13 protein-coding genes and 1 tRNA gene are annotated in these 18,474 nt (G+C 52.1%); 6 read left to right on the plus strand and 8 right to left on the minus strand.

All coding sequences use genetic code 11. From position 1 onward, the window contains the following. Positions 1–31: 31 nt before the first annotated feature. A complete protein-coding gene (gene dnaG, locus AC3CHX_RS22990; protein WP_488630298.1) occupies positions 32–1,828 on the plus strand; it encodes a DNA primase in 1,797 nt (598 codons plus the stop codon). A 260-nt stretch (positions 1,829–2,088) separates the two neighbouring features. Here dnaG and AC3CHX_RS22995 read toward each other — a convergent pair whose 3' ends face one another. Continuing rightward, positions 2,089–2,595, minus strand: a complete 507-nt coding sequence (locus tag AC3CHX_RS22995; protein WP_488644973.1) for a hypothetical protein — start codon at positions 2,593–2,595, stop codon at positions 2,089–2,091. Here AC3CHX_RS22995 and rpoD point away from each other — a divergent pair. Beyond that, positions 2,516–4,759 (plus strand): RNA polymerase sigma factor RpoD, encoded by a 2,244-nt coding sequence (gene rpoD / locus AC3CHX_RS23000; RefSeq protein ID WP_488630299.1) that lies wholly within the window; start codon positions 2,516–2,518, stop codon positions 4,757–4,759. The two genes, AC3CHX_RS22995 and rpoD, sit on opposite strands and share 80 nt — an antisense overlap. A gap of 152 nt (positions 4,760–4,911) precedes the next feature. Then, a tRNA-Ile gene (locus AC3CHX_RS23005) sits at positions 4,912–4,990 on the plus strand. Between the two features lie 379 nt (positions 4,991–5,369). On the opposite strand, the gene AC3CHX_RS23010 is transcribed toward AC3CHX_RS23005, so the two are convergent. Next, on the minus strand, positions 5,370–5,618 hold the full coding sequence (locus AC3CHX_RS23010; protein WP_488630300.1) for a hypothetical protein: 249 nt from the start codon (positions 5,616–5,618) through the stop codon (positions 5,370–5,372). Between the two features lie 68 nt (positions 5,619–5,686). Beyond that, positions 5,687–5,965, minus strand: coding sequence for a hypothetical protein (locus tag AC3CHX_RS23015; RefSeq protein WP_488630301.1), 279 nt, complete (start codon positions 5,963–5,965; stop codon positions 5,687–5,689). Positions 5,966–6,704: 739 nt separating this feature from the next. Between AC3CHX_RS23015 and AC3CHX_RS23020 the strand changes: the two genes are divergently transcribed. From AC3CHX_RS23020 to AC3CHX_RS23030, 3 genes are read left to right on the plus strand one after another with little or no spacing between them, the layout of a single operon-like run. Then, positions 6,705–8,045, plus strand: coding sequence for a 3-dehydroquinate synthase II domain-containing protein (locus tag AC3CHX_RS23020; RefSeq protein WP_488630302.1), 1,341 nt, complete (start codon positions 6,705–6,707; stop codon positions 8,043–8,045). Then, complete coding sequence (locus AC3CHX_RS23025) at positions 8,005–8,910, plus strand: class I fructose-bisphosphate aldolase (protein ID WP_488630303.1); 906 nt, start codon at positions 8,005–8,007, stop codon at positions 8,908–8,910. Before AC3CHX_RS23020 ends, AC3CHX_RS23025 begins: the two co-directional genes overlap by 41 nt. A 1-nt stretch (position 8,911) precedes the next feature. Continuing rightward, entirely contained in the window at positions 8,912–9,793 is an 882-nt protein-coding gene (locus tag AC3CHX_RS23030) for an NAD-dependent epimerase/dehydratase family protein (RefSeq protein ID WP_488630304.1), read from the plus strand. On the opposite strand, the gene AC3CHX_RS23035 is transcribed toward AC3CHX_RS23030, so the two are convergent. From AC3CHX_RS23035 to AC3CHX_RS23055, 5 genes are all read right to left on the minus strand, one after another. Further along, a complete protein-coding gene (locus AC3CHX_RS23035) occupies positions 9,768–11,549 on the minus strand; it encodes a cache domain-containing protein (protein WP_488630305.1) in 1,782 nt (593 codons plus the stop codon). The two genes, AC3CHX_RS23030 and AC3CHX_RS23035, sit on opposite strands and share 26 nt — an antisense overlap. A 165-nt stretch (positions 11,550–11,714) precedes the next feature. Then, positions 11,715–12,377: a response regulator transcription factor gene (locus tag AC3CHX_RS23040; RefSeq protein ID WP_488630306.1), complete on the minus strand. Its 663-nt coding sequence runs from the start codon at positions 12,375–12,377 to the stop codon at positions 11,715–11,717. A 173-nt stretch (positions 12,378–12,550) separates the two neighbouring features. Beyond that, a complete protein-coding gene (locus AC3CHX_RS23045; protein ID WP_488630307.1) occupies positions 12,551–13,987 on the minus strand; it encodes an efflux transporter outer membrane subunit in 1,437 nt (478 codons plus the stop codon). Beyond that, positions 13,984–17,172 (minus strand): efflux RND transporter permease subunit, encoded by a 3,189-nt coding sequence (locus tag AC3CHX_RS23050; protein ID WP_488630308.1) that lies wholly within the window; start codon positions 17,170–17,172, stop codon positions 13,984–13,986. Before AC3CHX_RS23050 ends, AC3CHX_RS23045 begins: the two co-directional genes overlap by 4 nt. Then, complete coding sequence (locus tag AC3CHX_RS23055; RefSeq protein ID WP_488630309.1) at positions 17,169–18,389, minus strand: efflux RND transporter periplasmic adaptor subunit; 1,221 nt, start codon at positions 18,387–18,389, stop codon at positions 17,169–17,171. The genes AC3CHX_RS23050 and AC3CHX_RS23055 overlap by 4 nt, the downstream gene beginning before the upstream one ends. Positions 18,390–18,474: the final 85 nt, after the last annotated feature.

The raw sequence follows: 18,474 nt of genomic DNA on the forward strand, positions 1-18,474 counted from the left end.
GTACTCTCTTTGATAGACTGATCAAGCCGCAGTGATCCCACAATCCTTTATTCAGGATCTGCTTAACCGCGTTGACATTGTCGACGTGGTGGGTCGCTACGTGCAGCTCAAAAAAGGCGGCGCAAACTTCATGGGTTTGTGTCCGTTTCACAACGAAAAATCTCCCAGCTTTACCGTCAGTCCGACCAAACAGTTCTATCACTGCTTTGGGTGCGGCGCGCACGGCACGGCGATTGGTTTTTTGATTGAGTATTCCGGTCTCGGCTTTGTCGAGGCAGTCAAGGATCTGGCACAGAACGTCGGCATGGTCGTACCAGAAAACGATGACAAAATTCCCCCGGCCCAGCGCGCCGAGTATCAAGCCCAAAGCCTGGCCCTGTCTGAAGCGATGACCATCGCATGCAACTTCTATCGACAGAATTTGCGTAGCGCCCCACATGCGGTCGCTTATTTAAAGGGCCGCGGACTGACCGGCGAGATTGCCGCCAAATTTGGCCTGGGTTATTCAACAGACAACTGGGACAGTCTTCGTACCGTCTTCCCTGATTACGAAGTCAGCGCGCTGGTTGAATCCGGCCTGGTCATTGACCGCACGGATGAGGAAGGCAACAACCGCAAGCGTTACGACCGCTTCCGCGATCGCATCATGTTTCCGATCCGCAATACCAAAGGCCAGGTCATCGGCTTTGGCGGTCGGGTGATGGATGGTGGCGAACCAAAATACTTGAATTCTCCGGAAACACCCTTATTTCAAAAGGGCAGCGAGTTATACGGTTTGTTTGAGGCACGCCAGGCAATTCGCGACGCTGGTTATGTGTTGGTGACAGAAGGCTATATGGACGTGGTGGCATTGGCGCAATTGGGTTTTCCGCAAGCGGTCGCAACGCTGGGCACCGCCTGCACGCCAACCCATGTGCACAAGTTATTGCGGCAAACGGACCAAGTCATATTCAGCTTCGATGGCGATGGCGCCGGGCGACGCGCAGCACGGCGTGCGCTAGATGCCTGTTTGCCACATGCCAGCGACAATAAGGTGATCAAGTTTTTATTTCTGCCAAAAGAGCACGATCCGGACAGTTATGTTCGCGAATTGGGTACGGAGGCATTCGAACGGCAAATCCATGATGCCATGCCGTTGTCGCAATTTTTGCTCAACGAGGTCACTGCAGAAGTGGACTTGAGCACATCGGAGGGTCGCGCGCGCGCGCAGTTCGATGCCAAACCCTTGTTGCAAACCATGCCGCCATCATCGCTGCGATTGCAGATAGTACGTGGTCTGGCGCAATTAACCCAATCGACGGCTGCTGAAATTGAGTCACTGTTTGAATTAACCAAACCGATTGCCCGTTCCCGCCAAGCACCGCCGCGCAGCAGTCGCCCTGCCCCGGTCGGGTTGGAGCGGCAGATCATCCGCTTAATGGTGGCCCATCCGGCGCTGACATCGGAGTTGGACGAATCCGCTTTGGCGGCAGTAGCCAACTTTGCGCCCGACCGCGCAGAAATGTTGGCGCAACTGATCGAAGCCAGTCGGACCATGGGCGCCCAGGCTAATTTTGCGTCCCTGGCAGAGCATTTACGGGAAGGTGGCGCCGAGTTTGAATCTCTGATTGCCGAAATTGCGGCCGAAGCAGAATCCGAAATCGAAACTGCACGCATGGAATTGGCCGGTGCAATCCGCCAGACCAAAATGAAAACATTGAAAGGAGAGCTGGACCAGTTGGCAGCAACCGGGCTGGGAACCGAAGATGCACGCAATCGCTACCGTGAGCTGATGTTGCAGCAAGACCACCTGCGACGTCAGGCTGAGGCAGAAATGGCGCAACGTTAAACGCTACTGCAGGATCAGGCTATCTGTGAACTTGCCAATATGGAACGCTAAAGCACATAAGTTGTCAAAACCCTCAGCAGAGGAAATTGCCTCTTGAATTGGAGAAATACCCCTCCATATGCTATAATTAAAGGCTTTAGATTCAACGCCTTAGCCTATTTAGTTTAGATGCAGAATTGTAGACTTTGAATTGTTTTGAGGTGTTAATAACAAAATTGAGGAATGGCGCGCAGGTTGTTTCATCGGCAACTCGTTGGCAACTAAGGCTCGAGCAAAAATGTGAGCGTAAGTTGAGAGTTTGACCGGGGCACAAGCAAAGCATCATAAAGCATCGCGCAAATCAGTGTAACCAGTACCAGTTTGGTAAATGATTCCATGGCGAACGCAATGAAGAAACCCGCGAAACCCCTGATAATTTCCGCCAGAAAAGCGAAGCCGACAGCAGCAAAATCAGCCGCGTCCTCTTCAGCCGTAAAGTCCATCAAAACGACCGTTATCAAGTCATCCAGTAAAACGGCAGGAAAATCGCCGGGCCAGAAAATTATTGGGCCTGGTACTAAAAAACTAGCGCCTGAAGTAGCCGCCAAAGCTGCTCCCAAGGCAGTTTCCAAGGCGGCTGCAACGCCCACGAAAAAAAGTGCATCAAGAACTGTTGCGAAGCCAGTATCTGTGAAATCGAAAGCCCCTGTGACAAACAAGAAACCCGTACTCAAAGTCGTCAAGTCGCCTAAAAACATCGCTGCTGGAGCAGTTGTCCAAAAGGACATGAGCGTGATGATCGGATCAGGCGTTAGTCAGACTACCGATGCCGCTACACTCGCAGCGATTGACACCTCCAGCTACATTTTGCCGTCGGTCAAGGTACCTGGCCGCCGTGGTCGCAAGCCGAAAGAATTTCAGCCGGAGAACGACGAAATCGCCGCATTGAATGCGGTCGAGCGCGCCGAACTGAAGGCGGTCGACAAAGCCAAGGCCAAGGATCGGAAAGCCAAGGAAAAAGCGCTGCTGAAAGACGCATTCTCCTCAGATACAGAAGCATCTGAAGAAGAACTTGAAGCGCGCCGTCAAAAGCTCAAGACGCTGATCAAGATGGGTAAGGAGCGTGGCTTCCTGACTTATTCTGAAATCAACGATCACCTGCCTGAAAACATCATCGATCCGGAAGCCATCGAAGGCATCATCGGTACCTTCAGCGACATGGGTATTTCGGTTTCCGAACATGCTCCTGATGCAGAAACGCTGCTCTTGTCCGATAACGTGGCAACCGTTACCAGCGACGATGAAGCGGAAGCTGCAGCCGAAGCCGCGCTGTCCACCGTTGACTCCGACTTTGGCCGGACTACCGATCCGGTCCGCATGTACATGCGCGAAATGGGTTCGGTTGAACTGCTCACACGCGAAGGTGAAATCGAAATCGCCAAGCGTATCGAAGATGGCCTGAAAGACATGATCCAGGCTATTTCGGCATGCCCAACGACCATTGCCGAAATTATTCTGGCCGCGGACAAAATCGCCAAAGACGAAATCAAGATTGATGAAATCGTTGACGGTCTGGTTGATTTGAATGCTACTGACGAAGCGCTAAACACCAGCAGCGCTGCGGCTACCTCTGACGAAGATAGCGAAGACGAGGACGAAGAAGAAGACGAAGAAGAGGAAGAAGAGGAAGAAGCCAACAGTAACTCCGGTGCAGCTGGCTTCTCGGCAGAACAACTTGAGCAACTGAAGCGCGATGCGCTGGCCAAGTTCGAAACCATCTCGACTCAATTCGACAAGATGCGTAAAGCGTTCGAAAGAGAAGGTTACAACTCGAAGCCGTACGTCAAGGCGCAAGAAATTATTTCGAACGAATTGCTCGGTATTCGCTTTACCGCCAAAGTCGTTGAAAAATTGTGTGACACATTGCGCGGTCAAGTGGATGAAGTGCGCAAGATTGAGCGTCAGATTCTCGACGTTGCAGTCAACAAATGCGACATGCCGCGCCTGCATTTCATCAAAGTCTTCCCAGGCAACGAAACCAATCTGGACTGGGTTGACGGTGAGGTCAACGGCAATCATCCGTACAGTATTGTGCTGAGCCGAAATGTGCCGGCAGTCAAGGAATTGCAGCAACGCCTGATTGATCTGCAAGCGCGCGTTGTATTGCCGTTGCCGGATCTGCGTGGCATCAACAAGAAGATGGGCGCAGGCGAGAAAAAAGCGCGTATGGCGAAGCGTGAAATGACCGAGGCCAACTTGCGTCTGGTGATTTCGATTGCAAAGAAATATACCAACCGCGGTCTGCAATTCCTGGATCTGATCCAGGAAGGCAACATCGGTCTGATGAAGGCAGTCGACAAGTTTGAATACCGTCGCGGCTACAAATTCTCGACTTATGCAACATGGTGGATACGTCAGGCCATCACCCGCTCGATCGCCGACCAGGCACGTACCATCCGGATTCCGGTTCACATGATCGAAACGATCAACAAGATGAATCGCATTTCCCGTCAAATTTTGCAGGAAACCGGTGCAGAGCCGGATCCAGCTACATTGGCAATCAAGATGGAAATGCCGGAAGACAAGATCCGCAAGATCATGAAGATCGCCAAAGAGCCGATTTCGATGGAAACACCGATCGGTGACGACGACGACTCACATCTGGGCGATTTCATCGAAGATAACAATACCCTGGCACCAGCTGACGCTGCATTGCATGCGTCGATGCGCGGCGTGGTCAAGGACATTCTTGATTCACTGACACCACGCGAAGCCAAAGTGCTGCGCATGCGTTTCGGTATCGAAATGTCGACTGATCACACGCTGGAAGAAGTCGGCAAGCAGTTTGACGTAACGCGTGAGCGGATCCGCCAAATAGAAGCCAAGGCATTACGTAAACTGCGTCATCCTTCGCGCTCCGACAAGCTGAAGAGCTTCCTCGAAGGTAACTAAAGTCCTCAGCCAGCTCAGCGATCAAGTTTTTTGCTGAGCTGGTTGCAACTGTAGTTGCTTTCAGAGCGAAAATTCTTCTACAATGCTGATCCGCTCAAGAACCGCGATGCGGATAAATACCGGTAGCAAACAAACGACTTAAGTAGCAAATCGGCCCCCTAGCTCATGCTTGGTTAGAGCAGCGGACTCATAATCCGTTGGTGCGCAGTTCGACTCTGCGGGGGGCCACCAATAATAGGCAGTAATATCAAAGGGTTACAGACTTCGGTCTGTAACCCTTTTTTATTTCCAGCTTCGATCGTCGCTCCATGTACGCGCTGTGTAACCGATTTGAGGAATAATCGGTTCAGCATTGTCCGCACAGCGCGGCGCTTGTCCTTGTTCCGCCCCCCCTCTCATGCGTGCGCGCACCTTTGCGCAATGTCATAAGGATGTAATGTGCCCGGGCTATCATGAAACCTTGCCTGGGTTTGACACGCACTACCGGCGCTGGCGGTCGGGAAACATACCAGCACCAGTTCTAAGGGCCCGCAGCCGAAAGGTTAGCGGGCTTTTAACGCCCCGCCGCGCCAGGCAGCTTACGCCATCCCTTGGTCGCTACGACGATGGTCTAGTGGTTGGAGCCACCACGCCCTCCTCCGCTATCAAAGTCGCCGCCGTGACCATCGCCTCGCCCTTCATGACCGTCCCCACCCCTGCCGTCATGATGACCTTCTCCGCCTCTGTCGTGGTCGTGGTCGCGGTGTCCAAACCCGTCTCCGCCGTCATAGCCCCCTTCGCCGCCTGGGACATACGGCCCCGCTACGCACCCGCCGAGTGACACGATCAACAAGGCAAGCAAAATACTGAGACGTTTCATGATGGGCTCCGCAATGTATGTCGACAGATGTTCGACACCAACGCCGGGTTACCGTTCATCTCAGCAGACTAGTGAGCCAAGCCCGCTCGCCGGGTACGCTTGCGCGCTAGCGCCTCCCTGAGCGTTTTCATCAGCAGATCCGCTGTCACGCCTCCCTCGAGCTCCCGGTTGCCCCGCTGGTAGACCATGGCAGCAAGCGCAATCAATGGGTAGAGATCATCCTCGGTCAGCTTTGCTGATAGTGTTGCCAGCCTGCGCGCCCATAGGATTGCCAGATCCTCATTACTCGGCAGCGTCATCTGCTTACTTGCCTGAACCATCAATTCAAGAATTTGCTCAGCGTCCATAGCACCTCCCCGTTCCCTGTAGCATTCCAGTATAGGAAGCGTGGCGCTATTCGACAACCGCTTCGGCGATTTTTTATACGCCGCCCTCCTACACCACTGGCCGCTCTCTCTACCTGGCTTTTGCGCCAGTCTGTGGCATTACTTTTTCGATTTCATGCGGCACCAACTGAGGTCGACACGCACCTTGACTGCTTCGTCGGTGAGGACTGATGTATGGAAAGCGGGTTACCGCTACACTCGGGCTTCGACAGGGAAGCTAGGACTCCGTCGCTGCGCTGGTGGCGCCGGAGGACGTCCTACATTGGAGTGTCCAGTAAAAACAACCAACGGCTGCATCCCCATCGGCTATGAGACGTTGCCCAATCGCGGCGACAGTGCGTATCTCCTCAAATTGTGAACGTACAAGTGGAAAACCGACTTTTAACATGAGGGCCGCGGCGCACCGGGTGGGCGGTTTTTTAGCATGCCGGCAAGCTTAGCTTATACACACGCAATTAGCATTCAACTAAAACGCAAACCATGAGGAAGTCCATATATCGATAGATATTCGTGGGTGCTACCATGCATGCGGCTGATTCAAACAATACAATAAAAGCAACATATCGCCTCACCGGAAAACAGATCATCTACGAGATCATGAGCCCTTTGAAAAGACCGTCCGGCGCTGTTCGTATCGGTTAAGCGCCGTTTTCCAACTTACCACCCAACGTGCTTCCGCACGTCGCACAGGAACATTTCAATGAATAAAACAGCGACAGTTGCTGCCACCAAAGACACCCAAAGCCGGTCCGCCGTAATTGAGGGTATTCCACCATCCACACTGGCAATCCCGTTTGAAACCATAGAAGTGATTGCTGCCCGTTCATCCGTGCAACTCAAAAATATCCAGAGCGCAACTGAGTCCAAGCGCGCCAATATGGATAGCCCGCTGATTTGGTTTGACAGCGCACGTTTGAAAGACAAAACGCCGGAAGACGACATCTTTGCACGTGTCATCAATTCTGAATATAGCGGGGTGGTTCTCTATCTGGACAATATTGATGCCCTGCTACCCGCAGTACCGGAAAGAATGCAAATCATTCTAAAACTGCGCGACACCAAAGATGTTGCCAAATTTCGCGAAGCGAAATACTTTAGAAGCTTCAAACGGTCAGAAAAAAGTCGTCGCGCGGTGGCATTAAATGATGTGGTAGCTTTGCGGCAATTGCAAAAAGACGGTTTTTCCACATGTTATGAGTGCTATGTCGACGACAATGCCAGTCTGCTCAGCGCAATACATGACGGCTTGAAATGCGATTTTCTGTGGATTCTGTTCCGTGATCCCACCAACATTCCTCTTGAACTCGTGATCGCATCGCTGCAATCGACCGGTACGATCCTCATGAAGGAAATTCGCAATCCAAACGACGTTGATGACGCCATCGTTTCCTATGGCGTGATGGAATATGGCGCAGAGGGCGCAATATTCTCTCCGAGTACGCATGACAAAATGAGCGAATTCCTCACAAGATTGAAGAACAAGAATCATAGTTCCCTCTCTTTGCAAGTCGGCACCATTCTGTCAAGCAAACCGGCAGGAATGGGATATCGCGCTTGCATCGACACCGCCACTCTGTTCAAGGAAGACGAAGGCATGCTCATCGGCAGCACGTCGCAAGGCGGTCTCTTGTGTTGCCCGGAAGTTTTTTTCCTTCCATACATGGAACTGCGCCCCTTCCGCATCAATGCGGGCGCCATGCATTCCTACGTATTCAACGTCAATGATCGCACCGACTACATGAGCGAACTCAAGGCCGGCTCGCCGATCATGATCGTGAATGCAAAGGGCCAGGTGCGCACTGCACCGGTAGGTCGCATGAAAATCGAACAGCGTCCGTTACGCCTGATCGAAGTTGCCTTTCCAAATGGCGAACAGGTCAACGTATTGATGCAAGACGACTGGCATGTACGTATTTTCTCCGAATTTGCGAAGCCGTTGAATATCTCCGAACTGAAGCCCGGTGACAAGGTACTTGGATATGTGACTGAATCGGGTCGCCATGTCGGTATCAAAATCAACGAAACCATTATCGAAAAATAGTACCCACCGAAAGACGAGCATGGGATACATAGGTAGAAAATTGCGCGAACGACGGATACTCTTTCCGAATTCCAACGTTGGCCTGATTGTTCCGATCGACCATGGTCTGACGGTCGGTCCGATATCCGGACTACGGAAACTCAGTGAAATACGCGGCTGGATCAAAAACGATGACATTAGCGCCATCCTGGTACACAAGGGAATGCTGGAACGGCTCGCGATTGGGAACCTGCTTGATTCTGCAACCGGAGTCATCTTGCATCTGAACGGGATGCCCAGCATCGCCAACGAAGCTGACACAAAGCAGATGGTGACCAATGTCAATGTCGCACTGCGCCTCGGCGCAGACGCGGTATCGCTGCAGATCAACTTCACCGCTGACAACTACTCACACAACATGTCATTGCTTGGCGCGGTGACGGATGCCGCCCATGCCTCCGGCCTGCCGGTATTGACCATGTTGTATGACAAGGTTGAAGCGCAATCATCGAACGAAAAACTTGATCGCATGCACAAATTGATTCGGGTCGCGAGTGAACTTGGTTCTGATTCCGTGAAAATTGGTTTCCCGGACACCGTGGAAACCTTATCCGAGCTCATTTCATCGCATTGCGACGAGACGAAGATATTCTTCGCAGGCGGCGCCAAGATGGATGACGATGATATGTGTGAGTGGACACACTACGCGATGCAAAGCGGAGCAAGCGGTTTGTGTGCCGGCAGAAACGTGTTCCAGCACGCAAAGCCAAAAACAATATTGCGCCAGCTATCCGACTGTATACGCGCTGAAACAGCGCGCACCCGCATCGGTGCTCCATTGAAAATGGTTTCAGACGGTAACAACTTTAGTGCGGGGGATCAATAACATGCATCAACGTCACCATAAAAATATGCGAATCGGTGTACTGGGCGCGACAGGCGTCGTCGGCCGCTATCTGGTGCCTCGTCTAATTGAAAATGGTCATACAGTCCGCTGCATTGTGCGTGATCGACATCGCGCGCTGACCTTCGAACGATACGGCTGTCAAGTCGTGCAAGCCGATATTCTGAAGCCTGAATCTCTCCCGGCAATGGTCGATGGTTGCGACGCAGTCATCAATATCGCAACCAGCATTCCCGGGGCGTCAGGGCGCGGCAACTGGGCAATCAATGACCAGATACGCATTGAAGGCACGAAAAATCTGGTTGATACGTTGGCGCATTACAACCCGGGCTGTCATCTCATTTTGCAAAGCGTCGCCATGTTGCACCACTCGCAGGCCATCCCTGTAGATGAATCGGCGCAAACATCCGGTGAAGGAATATTGGCCTCCGCAATAACAATGGAAGAGATTATCGTCGCATCGAAACTAGCCTGGACCCTTGCACGAGGCGGTGCCCTGTACGGCCCCGGCACTTCACGCAACCTAAGCTGGGCGCATGCCATCGGCGCGGGAATGCTCAAAGCGCCGGAGGACGCGGAACGCTGGATTTCACTTTTGCACGTGTCCGACTTTGCATCGGCTCTGGCGCATCTCCTGACCGTCGAGCGCAACCAAGCCTACCTCGTGGCCGACGACGAACCTGTCAGAGTAGGCGACTTGTTTGATCACATTGCGAGAGTACAGGGCAGCCCAGCTCCCGAACGCGGCGAGAAAAATGGTTTGCGTTCGTTCTGCGTTTCTAATCGAAAAGTCCGCGCGACCGGATGGCAACCGGCTTATCCGACTTTCAGATCAGGGATCAATGAATTACTTGAAGAGGGGTAATGTGGTTATGTCGGGCAGGCGACCATCTCTTGTTTCTCGGCCTGCATCTCTCGCTTGTATTAACGTAAAGAGAAGGAATGAGAATTTTAACGACGTTATTTTTCCCTTCGACCGAATGAATTTGTATTTCATATCCTAAACATGTCGCAAGCCGTTTGACAATCGCCAACCCTAGTCCGACACCTTCCTGGAAACCATATTGGATGTGCGTCCTATAGAATGCGTCAAAAACCAACTCTCTGCTGGCAAGCGGGATGCCTGGACCATCGTCCCAAACTTCGATCGACAGGCCTTCTCCCGACTTGCGTATACCGATCAACACTTTGCTACGCGCAAATTTTATGGCGTTAGAAAGCAGATTTTCTATAATTCTCAATAACATTTTTTCGTCCGTGAACACGGACAACGGTGTCACGCGGATTTTTAAAAAAACTTTTTTCTGGAGCGCGACATCTTCAAATTCGACTTCCAGTTTCTGAAATAGGTCTTGCAGATGAATCGTGCTTAGAACGGGTTGATATGTCGATGTTTCCAATTGCGTAAATTCGAGAAAATTCGCCACATAATTCTTCATGCCGGAGACCGTGCTGGCAATGTTATACAACAGTATCGGCGCTTCTGACTGCTCGCTTTTTATCGTTGTATACACAAGCAGCTGCATCGCATGCAGACGCTGTTTGAAATCGTGACTTGCCTCTTGAAAAAATTGCGATCTTGTTTGCAATTTACTGGTGGCTTCTGTTTGCAGTTTCTCTAATTTCTTATTGATAGTCTCCAGTTTCCCGACCATTTCACGTGTAAAGAACCAAACGGATATCAGCGCAACCGCACAGGAGACAACCAGCAGGAAAAAAAACCGATGAAGGAGCTCTTTATAGGCACCAAATGCTTCGTCTTCTGGATAAACCGCAGCAATAATCCAGGCAGTCGATGGTATTTTTTTATAGGAAACCAACGATCTTCTTCCATTTGGATCAATCGTAATCCCGGTGTGTACGTCACCTTTTAACGCCGCCTCGAAAAGTGGATTCTGATTCGGTGGATACAGACGTTTCAGAAGACGTTTTTTATCTGGATACATGATGATCTTGCCGTCTTTTGCAACAAGAAATAAATAACCTGAACGACCGATAACTGTCGTATAAATATTGGACAGTATCCCCGGTTTTGTGAGCCCTATGCTTCCCGCCTGTATGGCCATTAATTTTCCGTCTGGCGCGAACACCGGCACGCTTATTACGACAACCGAGTTACGGTCTTTTTTTGTCGTGACAAACGGCATTGACATCACTGGCTTGCGCGTTTTTATCGCGTTGTAAATGTAATCTCGAAAAGACAACTGTTCGCCACGCCTGTTGGGAAGCCACGGATGTTCCGCGATGATTTGGCCGCTAATGGAAAACAAAAAAATTGAGCGGTCGAATAATGTCGTCAATCCTGTATTTGCATCCAGAAATCGTTGTGCTGAATCACCGGATGCTATGTCCGCTTGCGTGACAGTTTTAGCGCTGTCGACAAGGCCGTTCGTTAGTCGCAAAACCGTATTATCGAGATCTTCCGCAACCCTGCTCAGCAAAGTGTTTTGATCGGATGCCAGTACCTCGTACAGGTTATTCTTGAACGAACGGAGAGCGATAGCACTGAAGATCACAATAACCAGAACGAACAAGAACGTCGTACCTGTGGCTATCCGAATTGTGAGCGTTAAATGTGACAATCGCGAAAAAAATGGAACGCGTGTTTTTTCCGGTGGCATAAGCGCGACTAAAGAATCTCTGATTAAGTAGGAAGTTCTGAGTAAGCGTAGCCTCAGCTATAGCTGACCTGGTTCAATGTCAGGAGGAGAAGCGCAGTCGTACGCTAGTACGATGAGCATCGCAGTCCTGAGATTGGGCCGCGCAGTAGCTTAATCAGATCTTCCCTAAGTACTCCCTAGCTGAACAGTGCTCCGGGGAATATTTGAAAAATTGATGTAACCCAACTCAATCCCTTTTGATATGGCTTGAGCACGACTTCTGGCACCCAGCGCATTTAAAAGTGCGAAGGCATGGTTATCGACGGTTCCCACAGTAAGTCCAAGCTGGCCGGCAATGGTTTTGGATGTGTAGCCTCGATACAATAGACACAGCACATCTTGCTGACGGCGCGTCAACCGTACTGCGATTTGTTCATCCGACGCGGGTTTCGGAAATGCCGATCGTCCCTGCATGACTTCTTCAAGCGCAAAAGCGAAGTCTTCCATGCGCGTTGCTTTAACGATATAACCAAGCATACCCATCGATATCGTCTCTGCTCGCCATTGGCGGTTATCGGACGCAGTAATGACAGCGCATTTTTTTGCCGCATCCAGCCGCAAGAATTGTCTCGCTAGTGAAAGACCGTGCGCCCCTGGTATGTCAATGTCCAGGAATATGCGAAACCAATTACCGGACTTGCTATATTCCGTAAGTGCTGTTTGCGCGGTATTGCATATCGTGATTTTCAAGGTCCTGTCCATATTCGACAGTACGCTTCGCGTAGCGTCCGCGACCAAGGGGTGATCTTCAATAATCAGAATCGATTTTCCTTCCGCTTTGTCATCCATACCTGTTTCCTTGCGCCGAGGTCAATCAAAGCTATGGTTTAAAGACGCGAAAATCTGCGGACGGATATATTTGATACCCGCACTTTCATGTCACAAAATCATTATGTCATCATGCAATCTTGTCATCATGCATCACCGGGCATAATCAACATTCCTAGCGGCATATCGAGCGATCACCAGTCGCCGCCGATCGACCGTATCAACGCCACCGTGGCGGTCGCCCGATCCGCACGCAACTGCACGGCGTTACGCTCTATCGTCGTCAAATTACGCTTTGCATCGATCACATCCAGATAACTGCTGGAGCCTTCCTGGTAGAGTTTGCCCGCCAGTTCGGCGGAGCGTCGGGCGTACGCCATCGCCTCATCGATCGACTGAGCCTGACCCTCCAGAATCCGCAAGCCGGCCAGGTTATCTTCCACCTCGGCAAAGGCGGCTATCACGTTGTGATGGTAATTCGCCACCGACTCCTCCAGCATTGCTTCATTGCGCGTGATGTTGGCACGATTGCGACCACCGTCAAACAACGGCATGGACAACAACGCGCCAATCAGCCAGTTCTGATTACTTAACAACAGCAAGTCAGAAAAATGATGCGACAACTGGCCGCCTGCGCTGGTAAGCATCAACGCCGGAAACATCGCTGAGCGCGCCACGCCTATCCGCGCATTGGCGGCTACTACCGCCTGCTGGGCGGCAGAAATATCCGGACGACGTTGCAACAAAGAGGACGGCAACCCGGCGGGAATACGCGGCAGATGGTCGACTTCGACCAGCGGTTGAATCGAAGCAAAAGAGGCTTGCGGCTGCCCGATCAACACCGCCAAGGCATGCTCCAACCGGACAGTTTGACGTTGCACGCCAAGGACTTCACTGCGCGTGGTCGACAATTCGGTTTTCGCGCGCGCCAAATCCAACTCGCCCAAGTCACCCAGATCAAAGCGGTGCTGATTAATATCCACATTCTCCTGCCACAAGCGCAGCGTCTCGTTCAACAAATCCTGCTCCGCTTTACTGGCGCGCAAGCGCAAATAGGTTTGCGCTACATCCGCCTGCAGCAACAACAACACAGAGCGGTAACTCGCTTCGCTGGCCCCCGCGTCTGCCTGTGCTGCATCCACAGTGGCGGCAACACGTCCGAACAAATCAACCTCATAGCTGGCCGTAAGACCCGCTTGCCAGCTGGTCGATGGCGGGATTGGCGTTCCCTCCGGCAGACCCAGCGGAAGTGGTGATGGATGACCGCGTTGCACGCCACCGGCAATGCCTGCACCGGGAAGCAATGCGGCATCTGCGATACCCGCCAAAGCACGTGCCTGTCTGACACGCGCCCTGGCAGCAGCGAGCGACGGATTGGCGTCGCTTGCTTTGATAATCAATTGCGTTAGCTCGGCATCATTAAACGCCTTCCACCATTCACCGCGCGGCTGGGCCGCGGCAGGTTGTGCCGGCTTCCAATCTACAGTGGATAACCCGGTCGAATGCGGTGGCGTTTCCCGATAGGCCAGTGGCAAAGCAACGGGAGCTACTTTCAACTCCGGCGCACTGGAACAAGCAACCAATAACAACGCACTAACCAGCGGAGATAACGATTTTTTAATGGAGATCATTGATCTACCCCTTGTACGGTCGCGCTGGGTAAATGCGGAATAACGGCGCGGCGTTCTTCAATGTGCTGCGCCAGCAAGCGCAATAATACGTAGAACAGCGGCGTCAAAAACAAGCCAAAGAAAGTCACTCCCAACATCCCCGAAAACACTGCCATACCAATCGCATGCCGCATTTCCGCGCCAGCGCCGGAGGTAAATACCAGAGGCAATACACCCATGATGAAGGCAATCGACGTCATCAGGATCGGCCGCAACCGCAAACGACAGGCTTGTAGTGCCGCCTGCACTACAGTCTGGCCCTGATGTTCCAGGGCGCGCGCGAATTCAACGATCAGAATCGCGTTTTTGCACGCCAGGCCAATTAATACAAACAGGGCAATCTGGGTAAAGATGGTGTTTTCTCCGTGGCTCAATTTCACCCCGAGCATGGCGCACAGAATCGACATTGGCACGATCAAGATCACCGCTAACGGCAAGGTCCAGCTTTCATATTGCGCCGCCAGCACCAGGAACACCAACAACACGCAAATCGGGAAAATCCACGAAATAGTATTGCCGGACAAAATTTCCTGATAGGTTAATTCGGTCCATTCGTAAGTGATCCCTTTGGGTAAAACTTCCGCTGCGATTTTCTCCATGGCAGCGCGCGCCCGCCCGCTGGATACACCTGCAGCCGGGCTGCCGTTCAAGTCGGCCGATATATAAGAGTTATAGCGCTGCACCCGATCCGGGCCATAGGTATCTGACACCCGCATCAGTGACGAAAGCGGAATCATCAGACCTTTGTCATTCCGCACTTTTAACTGCGCCAGGTCACTGACCCTGGAACGAAATTGTGCGTCAGCCTGCACCACCACCTTATACGTGCGGCCGAACTGATTAAAGTCATTGACATATAACGAGCCCATATTGATTTGCAAGGTTTGGTAAATCACCGCCAGCGGCACGCCTAATTGTTTGGCTTTGGCGCGGTCCACATCGGCAAACAACTGCGGCGCATTAATTTTATAGCTGGAAAACACCCCAGCCAGTTCCGGCGTTTGCATGGCTTTGGCTTGTAACGCCTGCGTTGCTTTGTAGAGCGCGTCATAACCGAGATTGTTGCGGTCTTCGACCATCAGTTTAAAACCGCCAATAGTGCCGAGTCCATTCACCGGGGGCGGTGGATAAACCATGATGAAACCTTCTTTAATGGCCGCAAATTTCTTATTCAGCAGGCGGGTAATTTCGGGGCCGGATTGTTCCTTGCTGCTGCGTTTATCAAACGGATCCAGGACGAAAAACACAAGTCCGGCATTCGGTGTATTCATCCGGCCATTGATCGACAAGCCGGAAAACTGCACGACTGCATGCACGCCCGGAACTGCCATGGCAAGGTCTGACATACGACGGATCACCGCATCGGTTCTATCCAGAGAAGCGGCATCAGGCAATTGCACCACACCGACTAAATATTGCTTATCCTGACCCGGCACAAAACCGACCGGGACCGCCTTAAACACAAACACCCCGGCCATCACCAACACGGCATACGTCAGCAGCACCGTTGACTTACGCCCCAGCACGCCGGAAACTCCGCGTTCGTAATGATGCGAGGCACGCGCGAAGACCCGATTAAACCAGTTGAAAAATCCACCAAACAGCTTATCAATGACTTTAGTGAGTGGATCCTTTGGTGCGCCATGCGGTTGCAGCAATACAGCGGCTAATGCAGGCGACAAGGTTAAGGAATTGAAGGCGGAAATTACGGTGGAAATAGCAATGGTCAAGGCAAACTGGCGATAGAACTGCCCAGTTAAACCGGGCACCATGGCAATCGGTACAAACACGGCGCACAACACCAGGGCAATGGCAATAATCGGTCCGCTGACTTCCTTCATCGCCTGTACGGTAGCTGCACGCGGGTGTAAGCCGGCGGAAATATTTCGTTCGACATTTTCCACCACCACAATCGCATCATCGACCACAATCCCGATGGCCAGCACCATACCGAAGAGCGACAAGGTATTAATCGAAAAACCGAATCCCAACATCACCGCAAAAGTACCCACGATCGATACCGGCACGGCCAGAAGAGGTATCAGTGAAGCGCGCCAGCTTTGCAAAAAAATGATCACTACCAGCGCCACCAACGCAATCGCTTCCAATAGGGTATGCACCACCGCTTGAATCGATGCGCGCACGAATTCGGTCGGGTCATACACCACTTGATAATCCAGGCCTTCCGGAAAATCTTTTTTCAACTCTTCCATCTTGGCGCGTACATCGGTGGAGAGCTGCAAGGCATTACTCAGTGGTGCTTCAAAAATACCAATCGATGACGATGATTTATTGTTCAGGCGGGAACGCACCGAATAACTGCTGGCACCCATTTCAATCCGCGCCACGTCCCGTAAGTGGGTGAGTGAACCATCCGCGCCGGTACGCACAATAATGTCGCCAAACTCCTGTTCGCTACGCAAACGCCCCTGGGTATTCACAGTGAGTTGAAACTCAGCGTTGCTGGATGGTGCAGCACCGATCACCCCGGCGGCTACCTGAACATTTTGCTCACGAATCGCGCTGATGATGTCGCTAGCCGTCATATTCCGTGCCGCCACTTTTTGTGGGTCAAGCCAGATACGCATCGCATAATCGCCCGCACCGATCAACACCGTTTCCCCCATGCCGGGAATGCGTGACAACTGATCCTTCACATTGAGCAGCGCATAGTTGCGCAGGTACACATCGTCATAGCGGCCATTGGGCGATACCAAATGCACCACCATGGTCAGATTCGGCGAGGTTTTAATTGTGCTCACCCCGAGCTGACGCACTTCTTCGGGCAAACGCGGCAAACCGCGCTGAACCCGATTCGACACCTGCGTTTCCGCCTGTTCAATATTGGTGCCGATTTTAAATGTGGCAGTTAGCGCCATCGACCCATCGGTCGTGATCTGGGTCGACATATACAGCAGATTTTCTACGCCGGTGATTTGCTCTTCCAGAGGAGCTGCCACTGTTTCAGAAATCACTTTTGGATCGGCGCCAGGATATTGCGCACGCACCACAACCGAAGGCGGAACCACTTCGGGATATTCCGAAACAGGCAATCTGAAAATCGCCAGAGCACCCGCGATAAAAACAAGGATCGATAACACCCCGGAAAAAATCGGGCGATCGATAAAGAAGCGTGAGATATTCATCGCACTTTCAATCCCGTTGCGCCGGATGCCAGTGGCTGTGTACTGCTGGTGGAAGCGCTTTGAATCGGCGTCAAATCCTGCGCCATCTGAACCATTTCAACCTTGACCGGCTTGCCGGGACGCACCCGCTGCAAGCCATTGACTACGATCTTTTCCCCCGGCTTAAGGCCAGCGCGCACCACCCGCATACCTTCAACTAAAGGGCCTAACGTTATCGGTCGGTAAATGGCCTTGTTTTCCGCATCCAGAACATACACAAATTTACGGTTTTGATCGGTACCTACGGCACTGTCGACAATCATCGCTGCCGGCAGCGTCTTGCCGCCATCGGATAACTGGACACGCACAAACAAGCCGGGAGCCAGGATATTGCCGGCATTGTCCAGCGTCGCGCGCATTCGCACGCTACCGGCGGCTGGATCAACCTGGTTATCGATAAAATCCAATTTACCTTCATGGGGAAATCCGCTTTCATTCGCCAGACCGATTTTTACCAGCGCGGACTGACCTTCCCGTGCCAGCTTGGTCACGCGTAAATAGGTATCTTCATCGCCTTCAAAACTGGCATAGATCGGGTCGCTCGACACCACGGAAGTCAGCGTTGCACTGGCGTCCACCAAATTCCCCAGTGTGATGTCGGCCTTGCCGACACGTCCGGTAATGGGGGACTTTACCTGCGTAAATCCCACATTCAACTGCGCCAGTTGTGAACTGGCATGCGCCTGTTGAAGCTGGGCAGACAACTCTTTCACGGTCGAACTTTTGTTATCGACTTCGCGTTGTGGAATGGCTTTTTCTGCCAGCAGTTTTTCAGCGCGCGCCAATTCCAGTTTAGCCAGATCCAGTTTGGTATCAATCGATAGTTCGGCCGCTTCGGCACGGTTGGCTTCGGCCTGATAAGGGCGCGGATCCACTACAAATAAGGTGTCGCCCTTTTTGACACGACTTCCTGGCTTAAAGTTGATGGAAGTAATAAATCCAGCTACCCGTGGCCGGATTTCCACCCGATCGACTGCCTCCAGGCGACCAGAGAATTCATGCGTTTCAGAAACCGCTTTAGCCACCACATTCGCAGCGGACACCGGTGCCGGTCCGGGTGGCCCTGATGGCGCATTGCTTTGTTTATCTGAACTGGCTAACACTACCGTTCCAACCGCAGCCACCCCTAATGCAATGCATACGGCACGGGTGAGCTTGGTCAATTTAAATGCGTTCATTGTAGATTCTTCATTCAGATCCATATTGATGAGAAGACCCGATAAATACGCCCGCCGGCTGGGCCCGGACGCGCCACGACAGCGC

This window comes from Glaciimonas sp. OK215 (assembly GCF_057787885.1).